15 protein-coding genes and 1 tRNA gene are annotated in these 17,113 nt (G+C 58.2%); 5 read left to right on the top strand and 11 right to left on the bottom strand.

Translation table 11 applies throughout. From position 1 onward, the window contains the following. Window positions 1–38: 38 nt before the first annotated feature. Complete coding sequence (locus QPL98_RS13140; protein WP_303293399.1) at window positions 39–1,274, bottom strand: DNA repair protein; 1,236 nt, start codon at window positions 1,272–1,274, stop codon at window positions 39–41. A gap of 133 nt (window positions 1,275–1,407) precedes the next feature. Next, a complete protein-coding gene (locus tag QPL98_RS13135; protein WP_303293398.1) occupies window positions 1,408–3,471 on the bottom strand; it encodes an NADPH-dependent 2,4-dienoyl-CoA reductase in 2,064 nt (687 codons plus the stop codon). Window positions 3,472–3,606: 135 nt separating this feature from the next. Between QPL98_RS13135 and QPL98_RS13130 the strand changes: the two genes are divergently transcribed. Continuing rightward, complete coding sequence (locus QPL98_RS13130) at window positions 3,607–4,653, top strand: AraC family transcriptional regulator (protein WP_303293397.1); 1,047 nt, start codon at window positions 3,607–3,609, stop codon at window positions 4,651–4,653. A 25-nt stretch (window positions 4,654–4,678) separates the two neighbouring features. Here the strand turns inward: QPL98_RS13130 and QPL98_RS13125 are convergent. Both QPL98_RS13125 and QPL98_RS13120 read right to left on the bottom strand, forming a co-directional pair. Further along, window positions 4,679–4,755: transfer RNA gene (locus QPL98_RS13125), tRNA-Asp, on the bottom strand. Between the two features lie 118 nt (window positions 4,756–4,873). Continuing rightward, window positions 4,874–5,905, bottom strand: a complete 1,032-nt coding sequence (locus QPL98_RS13120; protein ID WP_014420974.1) for an AraC family transcriptional regulator — start codon at window positions 5,903–5,905, stop codon at window positions 4,874–4,876. A gap of 236 nt (window positions 5,906–6,141) precedes the next feature. On the opposite strand from QPL98_RS13120, the gene QPL98_RS13115 reads away from it, so the two are divergent. Beyond that, entirely contained in the window at window positions 6,142–7,017 is an 876-nt protein-coding gene (locus QPL98_RS13115) for a MaoC family dehydratase (protein WP_303293396.1), read from the top strand. Between the two features lie 3 nt (window positions 7,018–7,020). On the opposite strand, the gene QPL98_RS13110 is transcribed toward QPL98_RS13115, so the two are convergent. Genes QPL98_RS13110 through QPL98_RS13100 form a run of 3 tightly spaced genes read right to left on the bottom strand, consistent with a single transcriptional unit; the run spans window position 7,021 to window position 11,708 of the window. Then, entirely contained in the window at window positions 7,021–8,589 is a 1,569-nt protein-coding gene (locus tag QPL98_RS13110) for a response regulator (RefSeq protein ID WP_113878883.1), read from the bottom strand. 51 nt (window positions 8,590–8,640) lie between these two features. Then, window positions 8,641–9,261, bottom strand: coding sequence for a response regulator FixJ (gene fixJ, locus QPL98_RS13105; protein WP_014420970.1), 621 nt, complete (start codon window positions 9,259–9,261; stop codon window positions 8,641–8,643). A 38-nt stretch (window positions 9,262–9,299) separates the two neighbouring features. Next, window positions 9,300–11,708, bottom strand: a complete 2,409-nt coding sequence (locus QPL98_RS13100) for a Lon protease family protein (RefSeq protein ID WP_011785551.1) — start codon at window positions 11,706–11,708, stop codon at window positions 9,300–9,302. 238 nt (window positions 11,709–11,946) lie between these two features. Between QPL98_RS13100 and QPL98_RS13095 the strand changes: the two genes are divergently transcribed. Continuing rightward, window positions 11,947–12,324 (top strand): PilZ domain-containing protein, encoded by a 378-nt coding sequence (locus QPL98_RS13095; RefSeq protein WP_031210250.1) that lies wholly within the window; start codon window positions 11,947–11,949, stop codon window positions 12,322–12,324. Here the strand turns inward: QPL98_RS13095 and QPL98_RS13090 are convergent, their stop codons facing one another. The 4 genes from QPL98_RS13090 to QPL98_RS13075 all read right to left on the bottom strand — a co-directional run bounded on the left by QPL98_RS13090 (window position 12,325) and on the right by QPL98_RS13075 (window position 15,658). Then, the gene (locus QPL98_RS13090) at window positions 12,325–12,786 is read right to left on the bottom strand and encodes a flavodoxin family protein (RefSeq protein WP_014420968.1); all 462 of its coding nucleotides are present in this window, start codon (window positions 12,784–12,786) and stop codon (window positions 12,325–12,327) included. A gap of 32 nt (window positions 12,787–12,818) precedes the next feature. Beyond that, window positions 12,819–13,862, bottom strand: a complete 1,044-nt coding sequence (gene recA, locus QPL98_RS13085; RefSeq protein WP_011785554.1) for a recombinase RecA — start codon at window positions 13,860–13,862, stop codon at window positions 12,819–12,821. Window positions 13,863–14,019: 157 nt separating this feature from the next. Beyond that, window positions 14,020–14,520: a CinA family protein gene (locus tag QPL98_RS13080; RefSeq protein WP_286715201.1), complete on the bottom strand. Its 501-nt coding sequence runs from the start codon at window positions 14,518–14,520 to the stop codon at window positions 14,020–14,022. Between the two features lie 37 nt (window positions 14,521–14,557). Next, on the bottom strand, window positions 14,558–15,658 hold the full coding sequence (locus QPL98_RS13075; protein ID WP_286715199.1) for an FAD-dependent oxidoreductase: 1,101 nt from the start codon (window positions 15,656–15,658) through the stop codon (window positions 14,558–14,560). Window positions 15,659–15,731: 73 nt separating this feature from the next. On the opposite strand from QPL98_RS13075, the gene QPL98_RS13070 reads away from it, so the two are divergent. Continuing rightward, window positions 15,732–16,436, top strand: a complete 705-nt coding sequence (locus tag QPL98_RS13070) for a TIGR04283 family arsenosugar biosynthesis glycosyltransferase (RefSeq protein ID WP_286715197.1) — start codon at window positions 15,732–15,734, stop codon at window positions 16,434–16,436. Further along, entirely contained in the window at window positions 16,433–17,056 is a 624-nt protein-coding gene (locus QPL98_RS13065; protein WP_153741373.1) for a TIGR04282 family arsenosugar biosynthesis glycosyltransferase, read from the top strand. The genes QPL98_RS13070 and QPL98_RS13065 overlap by 4 nt, the downstream gene beginning before the upstream one ends. Window positions 17,057–17,113 lie beyond the last annotated feature (57 nt).

Below are 17,113 nucleotides of genomic sequence, written 5' to 3'. Positions count from 1 at the left end.
TTAACGAAACTCGGGCAGATTCTGAAAAAAGATACCGGTCAGTCCTTGTGCTGCTCGCAGCGATCATCCTGTCCGGGCTCGAATTCGGCCGGCTGGGTCACGCGCATGATTGGCTCACCACAGGCTTTGCCATCGTCATCCACGTGTTTGCATACGGGGTGCTCGTAGTGGGCGAGCCATTCCCGATAGGCAGGCTCATTCATGCCACAGCGCTCTGCGGCATAGGCCAGTGGGTTACCGAAGTAAGTATCTATGTCTTCGTAGGGCAATGTAAGGTGGCCGACACCGGGGTGGTAGGCCACCAGGAATACCGCCTGGGTGCGCAGCTGCTCCAGCAGGGAATCTTCCGGCGGCTGGCGATGGCGAAGTTCATGGTTTTCCTGCTCCAGCGCCACAATCTTGTCGTCCCGCAATTCCAGCTCCCGCTGTTTGCGCTCCAACTGTTCCCGCAGCAACACCGTCTCGGCATTGGCGTTGGCATCTTCCCTGCCCTGTTCGGCACTGCCCTCAGCCATTTTCTCCTGCATGGTGAGGTATTGCTCATTACGCTGGGACAGTCGTTTTTTCAGCTGCTCGTTGGTCAGCTTCAGGCGCTCGTGCCGCTGCTCCAGATCCGCCAGTTCACTGCGCAGTCCCTGCATCTCAAGACGATGCTCCCGTTGCAGTTCAGCCAGTGAATCCCGATGGACGCTCTGGAGCGTCTTGATTCTGAGCCGTTGCTCACGCAGCACCTGGGCCAGGCGCGCACGGTCCCGGCTTCCGTCGTCACTGTCCGATTGCGCGGCCGTGGCGGTGAGTACCGGGATATTCTCTTCTTCGGGCTCAATTTTCTGGAAACGAAGGGCATTGGCGTCAACCGCCTTTCGGATGGTCTGAAAGTGGTTGTTTCCGGGGGTCATATCCGGATCCCAGAGTTCATTGGCAAACTCTGGATCCGGGCACTGACTGCGACACACCAGCTGGATGGGCCCGGCACCCATGTTGGGGCCTTTGGCTCCCTGCTCAGCCAGGGATTCAATGGGGACATTCCAATGGCTGTCTGCGCGCCCTTCCTCATCAAACCAGATGCGGAAAAACACCAGAGAGCGCACATTCAGATCCGGGCTCAGATTAACCAGAACCGCCCGGACATCGGTCTCGGCCAGGTCTGACAGACCGACATAGCCATCCAGGAAAGCGCCAAATTCCGACAGCCTCATCTGCCGGGCAACCTGGCTACCGTCCATAAAAAATACCGCCGAATAACCTTCAGCGGCCTGGCTGGCATTTACCATCAACCTTCTCCGTGCCCCGGGAATCTCAGTTCCGGACGCTCGCCAGCGCCCTTTGGTTCCAATTCAAACACTTTCCGACATAGTCTAGCCAGACAAGTGCCGAAGCACAGAGAAAAACTGCAACGATTTGTGTTCAAATCTCCGCAGCGAGCCGGCTACCCTGGTTAATGGCCCGCTTGGCATCCAGCTCTGCCGCCACATCGGCGCCACCAATCAGGTGTACCGGAATGCCCGCTGCCTCAACACCGGCCTGCAGCTCGCGAAGCGGCTCCTGACCAGCACATATAATGATGGTATCCACCGGCAGGATCTTGTCCTCACCCTGCTCTGCGCCTTTCGGCGTAACCGTGATGTGCAGACCTTCATCGTCGATCTTGCGATAGGTCACCCCCGGCACCATCTGAACATGGCGATTCTTCAGCGAGGTTCTGTGAATCCAGCCTGTGGTCTTGCCCAGATTCTTGCCCACTTTGGAGGCCTTACGCTGCAGCAGATAGACCTCGCGAGCCGGTGCCGGCACTTCCGCCGTAACGCCCTGGATACCGCCGCGATGCTCTACCGACAGGTCCACGCCCCACTCCTTCATGAAGTGTTCGGTATTCAGCGAGGGAGAATCGCCCTTGTGGACAATAAACTCGGACACATCAAAACCGATACCACCGGCACCGATCACCGCCACTCGCTGGCCCACCGGCTTGCGCTCCAACAGGGCGTCGAGGTAACCGATAACGTTCGGGCGATCAATGCCCTCGATATCCGGAGTGCGGGGTTCCACACCAGTAGCCAGAACCACTTCATCGAAACCACCCGCTTTGAGTTCCTCGGCGGAAACCCGGGTATTCAGACGTACATCGACCCCGGTCTTGTCGAGCATTTTCCGGAAATAACGCAGGGTTTCGTAGAATTCTTCCTTGCCCGGAATACGCTTGGCCACGTTGAACTGGCCACCGACTTCACTGCCGGCATCAAACAGGGTCACCTTGTGACCACGCTCCGCGGCCACGGTGGAAAACGCCAGGCCCGCAGGGCCGGCACCGACTACCGCGATGGACTTGGGCTGGGCCGTTTTAACGTAAGCCAGCTCGGTTTCATGGCAGGCCCGCGGGTTAACCAGGCAGGAGGTCAGCTTGCCGCTGAAGGTATGATCCAGACAAGCCTGGTTACAGCCGATGCAGGTGTTGATCTCGTCGGCACGATCCTGCTCCGCCTTCAGCACCAGCTCAGCATCGGCCAGGAACGGCCGGGCCATGGAGACCATGTCGGCATCGCCGTCCGCCAGGACTTTTTCGGCGACATCCGGCATGTTAATCCGGTTGGTGGTCACCAGAGGAATGCTGACCTCGCCCTTCAGGCGCGCTGTTACCTTGGTAAATGCAGCCCGGGGCACCGAGGTGGCAATGGTCGGAACACGGGCTTCGTGCCAACCGATACCGGTGTTGATAATGGTGGCTCCGGCTTTCTCGATTTCCTTGGCCAGGTGAACCACTTCTTCCCAGGTGCTGCCGTCTTCAATCAGGTCCAGCATGGACAACCGGTAGACGATAATAAAGTTCTCACCCACCCGCTCACGGACCCGGCGCACAATCTCCAGCGGCAGACGGATACGGTTCTCGTAGCTGCCGCCCCACTGGTCGGTGCGGTGGTTGGTGTGAGCGACGATAAACTGGTTGATGAAGTAACCTTCAGAACCCATGATCTCGACGCCGTCATAGCCGGCGCGTTGCGCCAGGGCAGCGCAATTCACGTAATCGTCGATCTGCTTCTGGATACCGGCTTCGTCCAGCTCCTTGGGCTTGAAAGGGTTGATGGGCGCCTGAATAGCAGAGGGCGCCACCAGCTCCGGAGAGTAGGCATAGCGGCCGGCATGCAAAATCTGCATACAGATCTTGCCACCTTCATCGTGAACCGCCTTGGTGATGACCTTGTGCTTGTCAGACTCTTCCTCGGTATTCATCTTGGCCGCGTGCTGGAATACCGCACCTTCCGTGTTCGGGCCAATCCCCCCGGTCACGATAAGACCAACGCCGCCACGGGCGCGTTCCGCGTAGAAAGCCGCCAGACGTTCAAAACCGTTTTTCACTTCCTCAAGGCCGGTGTGCATGGAGCCCATCAGGGTACGGTTGCGCAACGTGGTAAAGCCCAGATCCAGAGACTTCAGAAGATTCGGGTATTTGCTCTCACCGGAAGCTGTGGTCATGGAATTCTCCTCATCTGATCAGGTATCGGGACATACGCCCATTTGTTATGGGCATAACACTACCGAGCCTGACCACTGCCAACAATATCCAAAAACAACATTTGATTATCCCTGAACAACATCGATAATAAGCCTATGATCAAATCCCGAACGCCGGCCCGGAATGCCCTGGGCGATATCAGCCTGCTCTATGTCTCCGTACTGCTGAGGACCGTTGCTGCCGAAGGCGGAGATCCGGAACAGCTGAAAGCACGGTTCCACCTGAGCGCTCCGGAACAGGCGGCCGTTGATGCCCGCATCAGCATCCCCAGATTCATGCGACTGGGGCACGCCGCTATCAAAGCCACGGGGAATCCGGCGCTGGGACTGCGCATGGGTGCACTATCGCGCCCAGTCGACGCCGGCATGGCGGGGCTTGCCGCCGAAACCGCCGGGACGGTCGCCGGGGCGCTTGAATTGCTGGTGCGATATTCACTCCTCACCAGCCATAATTCCCGTGGCGCCCCCAGCTTTCAGCGCACACTGAAAACCGTAAGCTTCTATTCCATTCGCCCCTACAACCACTACAACTATTTTGTGGTGGATTCCGTGCTGGCCGCCTGGACCCAACTGATTCGACACATGACCGGCCGCTACGATGTACTGGAGCGTGTCCGCATTGAGTACCCATCCATTGGCCAGGACGACCTGTTCGAGAGCTGGTTCCGATGCCCGGTAGAATTCGGGGCTCCGGCAAACGATATCCGGATCAAGGACACAGTCTGGGAGCTGGTACCGGCACAGGCGCAGAAAGGCATGAACGAGAAACTGGTGAGCCTGTGCGAACAGGAACTACAGCGAATCCAGCGAGGTTGGCGGATTGCCGATCGCGCCCGTCATCACATGGCGCCGCTGCTGGTGGGAGGCAAGGTGTCACTGGAAGCTCTGGCGGCCAAAATGGGCCTGACAGCCTGGACACTGCAACGACAACTGGCCGAAGAAGGCAGTGGATTCCGGCAATTACTGGACGATACCCGCCAACAACTGGCATGGGATTACTTGAAGGAAACAGACAGCTCGCTGGCAGAAATTGCCTGGCTACTTGGCTTTGCCAATCCACCGGCATTCCACAAGGCATACCAGCGATGGCATGGCATCAGCCCGGGAGAGCATCGAAAGATTCTGAGGAACAAGGAAAACTGACAATACTTCAGGGGGGAGGTAAAAATGGCGGAGCGGACGGGACTCGAACCCGCGACCCCCGGCGTGACAGGCCGGTATTCTAACCAACTGAACTACCGCTCCGCGTAGCTGCCTGAGCTGTCTTGCGACTGCTCTGTGACAACGAGGGCGCATTATAAAGAGGCCCTCGTTTATGTCAACGATTTTGCCAAACTTTTTTCAGGCTTTTCTGAAAGGCCACTTACATGGCATCAACCATCGCATCCTTGCCCTGGGCCGTCTTGCGGTATTCGATCGGTGTCATACCGGACCAGCGCTTGAACGCCCGATAAAACGTACTGGGTTCTGAAAAGCCGGTCAGGTAGACAATTTCATCAATGGATTCATCGGTGGTGGCCAGTAGCTGCCGTGCCAGACGGTAGCGGAAATCCGCCAATACCTGATTAAAACTGGTCTCGGCCTCGGTCAGCCGGGTTCGCAGGGTCCGGGGCTTGATCCCCAAACGCTCAGCCACGGCATCAAGCGTGACTTCGCCGCTATCGAGCAATTCCGCGATGATGCGCTCCACCTGGCCAACAATGTCCTTCTTCTCGAGCCGGGCCACCTGCTCACTGGCGAAGCGTTCATGCAGGGCCAACAGTTCGGGTTCCGCATGAGGCGATGCATGGGACAGCAATTCGGCGGGGAAATAAAGCCGGTTCTCTTCGGCACCGAACACCACCTCACACCCCAACACCTCACGAACATGGTCCTGACCCTGCTCCCGATCATGCTCGAACTCAATCCGGGATGGGTAGAAATTGCCGTCGGTAATGGATTTGAAGAAGGTAATCAGGCCTTGAACAAAACACTCATTGAAGTGTTTCAGACGGCGAACATCGTCTGAGGCGGTATCCAGAACCATGCAGGCTTCATCGCCAGCCACGAAAAAATCCGTGTTGGCGGCATCGCTGAGCAAGCGCTGATAATTCTGGGCGCGGCGCAAGCCCTCGCCGAAAGTCGGACTGCTCAGGAACAGGTATTCCAGTACCTGCCCCTTGTAGGCGGGGAGCAATGGCCCGAGGTGCAAACCAACATCGGGGTCACCGGATACATCCTCCACCGCCTGCCAGAAATAGAGCTGGGCGCTGTGGGGAGTCCTTAGCTGATCCGTGTATACGTACTGCTCGTTAACGCCAAGGCGGCTGAAGATGGCGTCGGTATCAATACCTCTTCGCTTCATCGCCTCGTATATCAGGCGCAGCATCACGCCTGCATCACGTAGTTCCTGCATAGTATCCCGCTTTTTTATTTATTGGTTACTACTTTGACCCGCCGGACAGGGCCCGGAGCACGCCAGGTCAATGCCAGATCTGGCCGGGTTTGCCAGACTTTCGTCGTACATTAGAGCATATCAGGCCACATACGCACAGTTGTACCAGAAATTGGCAACGCCCAATATAAAATCACATTGCCATCAAGACATGCACATGGATGCCGGCCCCGGGGCCGACCAAGGAGAACGCTACGATGTCCGCGCCACTGGTTTATCACCACACGCCCCCTGCCCTCTTGCCTCTGTACGGTAAGGCACTGCTGCCGAAATCCGGAAAGAACCACCCCCAAGCGGTGCAGATTCCAAGACTTGAGGCCAGCCTCCTGGGCGTTACAACGGACACCCCCGCCCTCCGTGATTACCTGAAGGTCTGCGGTTTTCACCCGGGAACCCGACTGCCAGTGACCTGGCCGCATATCCTGGCGTTCCCCCTGCATCTGAAACTGCTGACCGAACCCGCATTCCCGCTGCCGTTGCTGGGATTGGTGCATCTGAAAAACAGCATCACCCAGCATCGCCCTCTGGCCGCAGGCGAAAACCTGAACCTCAGGGTTATCCTGGACAACCAGCAACGCACCGACCGGGGGCTGGAATTTGACCTGGTGACGGAAGCGAGAGCCTCAGGACGCCTGATCTGGGAGGAAGTCAGTACCAACCTGTTCCGGATAACCAACGGCCCCGGTAAAACCAGCACCAAACCGAAACCGGAGCTGGAAACCTACCCATTCTCCGAAGCGATCAAGGCCCCGGAAAACCTGGGCCGGCAATACGCCAAAGTCTCGGGGGATCGAAACCCGATCCACATGCACGCCCTGAGCGCCAGAGCCTTCGGCTTTCCACGGGCCATTGCCCATGGCATGTGGAGCAAAGCACGGGCATTGGCGCTGCTGGAGAATCAGAAGGGCTGGAAGGATGGCCCTGTGCGGGCCAGTTGCCAGTTCAAGAAACCCCTGCTGCTGCCGGGAAACGCGATGCTGAACTGGCAGACAGGAGAGGATGGCTGGGATTTCCAGTTACTGAATGCGAAAGGCGATGCCCCGCATCTGACCGGGCGCATCGACTGGCTGTAGCGCTTATTCCTCCGGAGCGCAGAGCCCTCCTTCGGCTCCGGAAACAGGCAGGGTGAACCAGAAACAAGCGCCGCCGTCGTCCGGTCGTTCGTATCCGATTTCGCCGCCCTGGGCCTGAATCAGGGAGCGGCAGGTGGCCAATCCGATACCCATACCCTCGTCCTTGGTGGTATGAAACGGATGAAACAGTTTCTCTTCGGCCTCTTCGGCGACTCCGATGCCATGGTCCCGCACCTGAACCCGGACACAGTGGTCGCCACAACGGCGGGCACTCACTTCAACCGGCGTTGCCGCGCCGGCACTGCGGGTGGCTTCCAGGGCATTGCGTATCAGGTTCAGGGCGACCTGCTGCACCTGTATGGGGTCGGCCAGCACATCCGGCAGCGAATCCTCTACCTGTACCTCGATGCCACCTTCGTTGTTGCGCATGTCGACTTCGGCAAACTGGCGGGTATCCTCCAGCAAACCGGGAACCGAGAGTATTTCCTTACCGGTGGCGGGTTTTTTCATGAATCGCCGGATCCGGCGGATGATTTCGCTGGCGCGATGGGACTGAGCCTCGACCTTGTCCAGGGTTTCCTGCAGCAAACCCAGGTCGGGTTGCTCCTTGCCCATCATACGCTTGGCCACTCGGGCGTAATTGGTGATTGCCGTCAGTGGCTGATTGACTTCATGGGCAAATCCCGCCGCCATCTCGCCCATGGTGCTCAAACGGGAGGTGTGGGCCAGCTGATCCCGCTGCTCCTGAACCATGGCCCGGGCATCCTCCAGTGCCTGCTCGTTTTCCAGCTCGGTAGTGATATCCCGGAACACCACCACCGCGCCGTGGAGTTCTTCGTCATCCAGCTTTGGCGTTGAGCGATACTCCGCGGGGAAACCGGAACCGTCGGCCCGTAGCATACGGATATCGCGCTGGTTCTCGGCCACGCCTTGCCGGCAGGTAGCCATTACCGGCAGGTTGTCTTCCGAATCTGACGCGGTGGAAAAATGCAGATCAAAAAAGCTCTTGCCGATCAGGTCTTCAACCGGGCAGCCCATGATCATGCCCGCAGCGGGATTGGCGAATTCAATGATGCCATTCTCGTCGAGGCCGTAGATGCCCTCGCTGATGGAATTGAGAATCCGGGCCTGATCACCCTGGAGTTCGCGGTTCCGGGCCTGCAATTCACGCTCAAGGCGAATCACCTGGGCATGGGTTTTCACCCGCGCAATCACTTCCTGGGACTGAAACGGCTTGGAAATGTAATCCGCGCCGCCAAGAGAAAAACCTTTTACCTTGGCCTGCAGATCATCCAGTGCCGACAGAAACACCACCGCGCAGTCGGCCGTTTGCGGGTCGGCTTTCAGGCGCTCGCAGACCTCATAGCCGTCCATTTCCGGCATCATGATATCCAGAAGGATGACTTCAGGGTGGTGTCGGTGGGCAAGGTCCAGTGCTTTCTCGCCTTCGTTGGCGATCAGCAAACGGTAGCCTTTGTCTTTCAGGGTCTCGTAGAGGACCTTCAGGTTCTGCGGGTTGTCGTCCACCAACAGAACCGTCACCTCGGAGTTCTCACTGACAGTTTCAGTCATAGAAATACGGCCGGTTAAAAACGTTCGGACATGATGACGGTGCCGGCCGTCCTAGTCGATAAGGTCCTTTACGGACAGGACCATACGTACCAGATGGGCCAGGGAATGGGTGCCCATTTTGTGCATTACGCGGGAACGGTGAATCTCCACGGTACGCTGGCTGATTTCCAACTCAATGGCGATGACCTTGTTGGCCTGGCCGGCAATCATGCGGTCCATGATTTCCCGCTCGCGGGGCGTCAGGCTCTTCACCCGGCGGATGATTTCCTGTTTTTCGTCCAGGGATTTACGCTGTTCCTGATCCTGCTCCAGGGCCGCCTCGATCTTCTCCAGCAGAGCCTCTTCACGGTAGGGCTTCTGGATGAAATCCACGGCGCCCTCTTTCATGGCGTCCACCGCCATCGGCACATCGCCATGGCCGGTCACAAAGATAATGGGCAGGATCGAATGCTTGTCGTTAAGCTTCTTCTGAAGCTCCATGCCATCCATCCCGGGCATACGGATATCCAGCACGATGCAGCCGGCCATCTTGTCGGAATAGTCCTTCAGAAAGGCATTGGCGCTTTCGTAGGTTTTCACCGGCTTGCTATCGGATTTCAACAACAACTCCAGTGAATCACGAACGGCTTCATCGTCCTCTACCACGTACACAGTTTGCTGGATCTCAGTCATGGATCTGTACTCTCCTGTCCGTTTTATTATGGTGCCGGTCAGTGAATGGACGGATCTTTATGATCGTCCCGGGCGTGCTCCTGCCGCTCATGCTCGCGCATTTTTTCGAGCCGTTGCTGAATAATGCCAAAAACACTCTGCTTGGGGTACCTGCCTTTCTCATCGGCTTTGCCCGCCGGCTTGCCCAGTAACAGTGTAATCGCCTCTTCCACCCGGGCAACCGGGTACACGGCAAACCGCCCTGCCCGGGCCGCCTGCACCACTTCGCTGTCCAACATCAGGTTCTGGACATTGGTGGTTGGAATGATGACACCCTGGCTGCCGGTCAGACCACCTTTAAGCTCACAGGTGGCATAGAAGCCTTCCACCTTTTCGTTCACACCACCAATCGGCTGAACCTCGCCAAACTGATTAACAGAGCCGGTAATGGCCAGATCCTGCCGCACCGGAATGCCGGACAAGGCCGAAATCAGCGCACAGAGTTCCGCCAACGAGGCACTGTCGCCATCCACCTCGCCATAGTTCTGCTCAAAGGTCAGGCTGGCAGACAGGTGCATGGGATCGTTCACGGCAAAATGAGAGGCCAGCCAGGAACTCAGAATCATCACGCCCTTGGAGTGGATATTGCCTCCCAGCTTCACATCGCGCTCAATGTCCATGACTCCGCCATCTCCATAGTAGCAGCTTGCGGTCACACGATTGGACAAACCAAACTCGAAGCCACCGGTGGACAATACCGAAAGCGCGTTTACCTGACCTACGCAGGTGCCCGTGGTGGTCACCAGAGTGGAACCGTCCCGGATGGAATCATAGAACTGATCACGGATGCGACTGCTGCGGTAACGGGCGCTCTCCAGCGCACGTTCCACATGTACCTCAGAAATCAGCTTGGCACCAGCCTGGCGGGCCCAGAAATCCGACTCTCGCAACAGGTTGGCGATGTCGGCGGCATGCAACGACAGCCTGTCCTGATGGTCAGCCATGCGGGCACTATGCTCGATAATGCGAGCCACCGCCTTGTTGGTGCAATGCAACAGCTTCTTCTCAACCACAAGGCTGGAGATGAACTTGGCGTACAGCAACTGGCTCTCTTCGGTGCGGTACATCTCGTTTTCGAAATCCGCCGTTACCCGGAACAGCTCGGCAAACTCGGAATCGTATTCCTGCAGCAGCATCCAGGTTTCCCGATCGCCGAACAACACAATCTTGACGTTCAGAGGAACCGCCTCCGGCTCGATGGAAATGGTGCCGGACAGGGTCAGCTCCCGCTCCAGGGAGTTGATCTGGATAGATTTTGATCGCAATGCGCGCTTCAGACCATCCCATACGAACGGCTGCTCCAGCACCTTGATGGCGTCCATCAGCAGATAGCCACCGTTGGCCCGGTGCAGGCTTCCGGCCCGAATCAGAGAGAAGTCGGTAAAGACCGTGCCCTTGTAGGTCACGTTTTCCACATAGCCGAACAGATTGTGATAGGTGGGATTATCTTCCACCACCACCGGTACTTCATTGGTTTTCTGATGCACCAGCACATTGATGAGGTAGCGCCGGGGCATTCTCTTGTCCAGTGCGGCCCAGGCAATGGCAGCCTGCTCCTCGTCGTCTTCCAGGAAGATATCCAGGTTATCCACCAGGTCTTTGCGAACCGCCTCCAGGTATGTAACCACATCGGGCTGTTCACGGTATTTCTCCACCAGCTCGTCAATCTGATGGCCGGAGATACCCTCTAGGGTCTCCTGGTTCAGAGCCTGCTGTTTGTCGGCATATTCCTGTTCCCAGTCCGCCATTTTCCGCAACGCCTGGCGCAACTTCTTCTCAAGCTTGTTGATCGAGTCCTCAAACTTGTCCCGCTGCTCCTCGGTCAGAGCCTGGAAACTTTCCGCCGTGTGAGGCTCGTCGCCGTTCATGGCGACCAGGCGATAGCCACCGGGGGTGGTTACCGTCAGGCTTACCTTTTTCCGTTTGGCCTGGGCAGCCACTTTGGCCAGCTCATCTTCCTGCCTCTTGCCGTAATCATTCTTCAACTGCTCCGAGCGTTCCAGAAAGCTGTCGCTGTCAAAAGTCTGGGGGATCGTTTTCACCAGCCGGGTCATCAGCTTTTCCATGTCCTGCTTCAGCTGGGTCCCCATACCTCCCGGCAGCTGCAACAGCTTGGGATTACGCGGTTCCTCGAAGTTGGCGACATAACACCAGTCATGGCTTTGCTGCAGCGTGTCCACATGATGCTCAAGGTAACGCAGCATCATCGTTCGCTTGCCCAGCCCATTCCGACCCACGGCATAGACGTTGTAGCCGCCATGGGGCATGGCCAGGGCAAAGCGCACGGCCTCCTGGGCACGGTTCTGGCCCACGATTTCGGCCAGGGGCTCAAGTTGCCTTGTGGTCTTGAATGGCAGGTCTTTGAGGACGCAGGCTTTATACAGCTGATGCAGGGGCAGAGACTTCAAATTGGCTTCCCGTAACGGTCAGTTTTGTCGGATTTCAGGCCCGCCATTGTAGTGCCTGGGGCCGGGTCTGTCGCGTACCTCGTCCGGTTTTATCGAAAGGGGCCAGAGCCGACCGCAAGTGCCAACTTGGTCACAAATCCGGCCGTGGTCATTTTTCATGCAAGCCGTCGATTACTACACTTCATCTCCCGGACGGAATCCGGCCACAACAAGTACAAGACACGTGATGACTGAAAACATGACGAATAATTCCGCAGATCGCCGCATCAAGGATCGTTTTCCGGCGTCCTGCCTGAGGGTTCAACTGCGTGAGCGCGGTTTCTTCGGCCGTGGCAAACAGCCTGTGGCAGTTACCTGCCTGGACATGAACCGCTATGGTATGGCGGTTCTCTGCCCACGACCGGTGGATGTAGGTGTGCGACTGTTTCTTGATATCGAGGGCAAGTACATCAGTGAATCCCGGGTCGGCGCCCGGGTTATCGCCTGCCAGCCCTACCAGGCGGGATATCGGGTCAGTCTGCAGTTTGCCTATTGCCTGGACAAAAATGCCTACTCACGAACGATGGACAACGCACTGTCCCGTATTGAAGGCTTCTACAACCGCTACGCCAGTTGATCAAATCAGGCCGGCGTCAAGACTGGCCGCCACTGCCATACCCAACTCGTAACACTGCTCTTCAAACTCGGGCCGGAATTCACCCCGGCATACCAGTGCATCCTGCACCAGCTTCCAGCGCAGCCCTGTGGTTATGGTCTCAATAGCTCGGCGGGTCCCGGTACCATCATGGCCGGCACGGATATAAAAGGCAAAAGGCAGGCCCTGGGTTTTCTCCAGGCAGGGATAGTAGCTGCGGTCGAAAAAGTCTTTCAGGGCGCCAGACATGTAGCCGAGGTTTTCCGTGGTGCCCAGGATGATGGCGTCGCATGCGAGGATGTCTTCGGGGCCAGCTTCGAGAGGCGCCTTTACCACCACCTCTACCGCTTCGATGTCCGGATTACGAGCGCCATTTTCGATGGCGCTCCGTAATCTCAGGGTATTCGGAGACGGGGCATGAGCCACAATCAGCAGTCGCTTCATGTCACGCCTCCCTATCTTTCTCTTTTTAGAATTTATAGCAGTTCGCCATTGGCTTCAGCAGGAGCCTCCGCCGTCTCTTTCTTGACCGGCTTGGGCATCAGCTTGTCACGCACTTTAGCCTCGATTTCATTGGCGATATCCAGGTTCTCTTCCAGGAACTTACAAGCGTTTGCTTTGCCCTGGCCGATCTTGTCGCCGTTATAGGCGTACCAGGCGCCGGATTTGTCCACAAAGCCTTCTTTCACGCCCATGTCGAGCACTTCCGCCATGTGGTAGATGCCCTTGCCGTACATGATCTGGAACTCCGCCTGCCGGAACGGAGGCGACACCTTGTTCTTGACGACTTTTACGCGGGTTTCGTTGCCCACCACCTCGTCGCCGTCTTTCACCGAACCGATACGGCGAATATCCAGACGCACAGAGGAATAGAATTTCAGGGCGTTACCACCGGTGGTGGTCTCGGGGCTACCGAACATAACACCAATCTTCATACGGATCTGGTTGATGAACACCATCAGGCAATTGGCGTGCTTCACATTACCGGTAAGCTTGCGCAGTGCCTGTGACATCAGGCGAGCCTGAAGACCCACGTGGCTGTCGCCCATCTCGCCTTCGATTTCCGCTTTCGGGGTCAGGGCCGCTACCGAATCGACTATGATCACGTCCACCGCGTTCGAGCGCACGAGCATGTCGGCAATTTCCAGCGCCTGCTCACCGGTATCCGGCTGGGAAACCAGCAGCTCATCAACGTTAACACCCAGCTTTTCCGCATAAACCGGGTCCAGTGCGTGCTCGGCATCCACAAAGGCACAGGTTTTACCCTGTTTTTGCGCTTCCGCGATAACCTGCAGAGTCAGCGTGGTTTTACCGGAGCTCTCCGGGCCGTAAATCTCAACGATCCGGCCGTAAGGAAGACCACCAATGCCCAGAGCAACATCCAGCCCAAGGGAGCCGGTGGATACGGCAGGAATCGCCTCACGGGGCTGGTCGCCCATCTTCATTACAGCACCTTTACCGAACTGACGTTCGATCTGGCTCAACGCTGCGCCGAGTGCTTTCTTGCGGTTATCTTCCATTCTTGCAAACCCTCGTTACCAGGGCCGCTCAACCTTGTTGGCCAAAGCGGCAGAATCCGGAGAAAACCTGAATAGCCATCCAGTGTTTTCCTGTATATTTGAACAGTATTAAAACATATGGCCAGAAGGAGACCAACCCCCGGAAAGGTGAAAATCCTCACAGGGTTTCGACAAATCCGGTAACTCCTTCTAATACATACAAAACCGACTGCCGGCGCACCTGATCCCGATCGCCATCGAAATGCGCTACCCGGGCTTCGGTGTTGTCAGCCCGGCTGCCCCAGGCAAACCAGACCGTACCAACCGGCTTGTCTGCACTACCCCCACCCGGCCCGGCAACACCGCTGATAGCGACGGCAATATCCACGCCTGTGGCACGTATGGCACCTGTCACCATCTGTCGCACCACCGGTTCACTGACCGCCCCGCACTGCTCCAGAGTATCAGCCTGTACGCCAAGGATGGCCTGCTTCGCGGCGTTACTGTAGGTCACCAGACCCGCCATAACATAGGCGGACGAACCCGCCCGGTCAGTCAGCACCTTGGCCACCCAGCCACCGGTGCAGCTTTCAGCGGTAGCGATGGTCATCCGCCTGCGCTCAAGCGCCGCCGCCAGCGCGTCACCAGCCTTGGCCAATTGTCCGTCGGTCACATTCATACGGTTCTCCCGTTTCCTGTAATGCCCGTCGCCATTCTCAGGCTCCGGGAAAACTGTCAACAAATCCGCGATCAATGCGGTCTTTCCACTTCCAGACCCAGGCGCCCGAAAACGTCAAGGGGCCATAACTACCAATCGCCGTGCAGTCTCCCGCCGCCAACAGGTACAACGAAAACCTGCGCGGATAGAAACGCACCAACGGTTTACCCGATATCGCAGCCGCAAGATTGCGGGCCAGTATCGGCCCGGCACGAACCGCGTGTACCCCGGAACGGTCCAGCCGTTGGTCAACCCGGCTACAGGCATCTCCGGCCACAAACACATTGTGGTGAGACGTGCTGCGATGGCTGGCGTCTACCCTGACAAAACCGGCTTCGTCTACGGCCAGGCCGCTGGCTTCCAGAAAGGGCAGAGCCCTGCCACCGGTAGATACCAGAACCGCATCGGCCCGCATTCGTCGCCCACCAGCCAACCGGACCCCATCAACCACCGGTTCGCCATACTCCTCAACAATCTCGACACCGCAGCGCATCAGCGCCCGCCGCACCAGGCGGCGAAAGCGGGGACGAAAGCCCGGCACTACACCATTGCTGCCGGCCACCAGAACAACGCCCGCCTGGTCGCAGTCCGCTGATCGCCGGGCCAGGGCCATAGCGATCTCCGCACCTCCAGCGCCTCCACCAAGAACAACAATGCGCGGGCGCGCTCTGGCGCGCAGGGATCTTTCGGTTGCCGGCCAGTCTTCAGCAAATCGTTCGACGGGCTTAACACCGAGGATCATGCTGTCCGGCTCGTTCAGCACGGCACTGTCACTGGCCGATCCAACATCGACAGAGAGCAGATCGTAGGGCACCCGTTCACCACTTGCCAACACGACCTCCTGCTCGGCTGCCCGCAATTCAACAGCCCGATCGAGCACCAGCCTGCCACCGGCGGCGATCACCGTGGGCTCGACCAGGACACGACACTGATCGAGGCGATAGTGCCCGGCCAGCCAGCCCGGGATCATCCCGGAGTAGTACTGCCACCGGGACGGTGACACCACCACCAGCTCCGTTTCCGGCAACGGCTCGCGCGCGAACTGACGCAACGCCACCATGTGAGCGTGGCCGGCACCCAGCAAAACCAGTCGTTTCATAACCTCATCTCCCGCCTGCCATGCTCACCACCCCGAGCTCTGATATGCTCCTCTCAGGAGGCCACCAAAACCCATGTTGCGACACCCAATACGCGAAGAAGATCCCCGGCTCGCAATCATCGTCCCCGTTCTCAACGAGATCGAGGGTATCGAACCGCTGCTGAGCCACCTGGAAACCTGGCGTCAGCGGGGCGCCGAAATCATTGTGGTGGATGGCGGCAGCGACGACAAATCGGACAGTCTCATTGAAGCAAGGGGGGTTCCCCTGATCCGCTCTGCCCGCGGACGCGCAACCCAGATGAATGCTGGAGCCCGCACCAGCCAATCGCCTTTCCTGATGTTCCTGCACGCGGACACCCGGCTGCCGGAGCATGCGGACACGCAAGTGATGACTCACCTGGCACGCTCAGAAACCAGCTGGGGCCGTTTTGATGTTTGTATCGACGGCCGCTCCGGCCTGTTGCCGATCGTTGGCGCCATGATGAACCTGCGCTCGAGACTGACCGGCATCGCCACCGGCGATCAGGCCCTGTTTATGACTCGAACCCTGTTCGAGCAGGTCGGAGGCTTTCCGGAACAACCACTGATGGAAGATGTGGAAATCTGCAAACGCCTGAAACACATCACGCCCCCGGTGTGTCTGAGGGACAGAGTGGTCACCTCCGGCCGGCGCTGGGACCAGCGCGGCGGCTGGCGGACGATCTTTTTAATGTGGCAGTTGCGCTGGGCCTATTGGCGCGGCGTTCCCGCAGACCAACTGGCAGCCCGTTACCGATGAACCAGACACGTATTATTGTTATCGCCAAAGAACCCCGACCTGGAAAGGCAAAAACCCGCCTGATCCCGGCGTTGGGCGAGGCCGGTGCCGCCCGGCTGGCAGACCGCATGCTGCGGCACACTCTAGCGCAGGCCCTCGACGCCAATATCGGCCCGGTGGAGCTCTGTGTCAGCCCGGATCCTGCGGCAGAATACTGGCAACAGTTGGACCTTGGGGACCGAGCCATCCTGTCTTCCCAGGCTGAAGGTGACCTGGGCCATCGCATGGCGGAAGCCGCCAGACATGCCCTGACAGCCGGCTTACCGGTGATCCTGATCGGAACAGACTGCCCGGATCTTGACGCCAACCGACTCAGGCAAATGGCCGGCGACCTCCTGAACCACGATGCCTGCCTTTGTCCGGTCGCCGACGGCGGCTATGCCCTGCTGGGGCTCCGGCGTTTCAGCCCGACCCTCTTCACGGATATACCCTGGAGTACCGAACAGGTGGCCGCCATCACCCGACAGCGTCTGGCGGCCCTGGGGTGGCGGCTGGCGGAGAGCGAAACCCTGAACGACGTCGACGAACCGGCTGACCTGCAAAGGCTGGCGACAGACTATCCCGGACTGATGATGCCCTGAGTGACTGACCGGCTGCCGACACCTCCGGACCGTGGTACCATCGCGGGTTTTGGTATC

The organism is Marinobacter sp. ST-43, from assembly GCF_030541085.1.
GTDB classification, from domain to species: domain Bacteria; phylum Pseudomonadota; class Gammaproteobacteria; order Pseudomonadales; family Oleiphilaceae; genus Marinobacter; species Marinobacter nauticus.
Note: the sequence above shows the minus strand (reverse complement) of the source record. Positions and strands in the feature narration are given on the sequence as shown.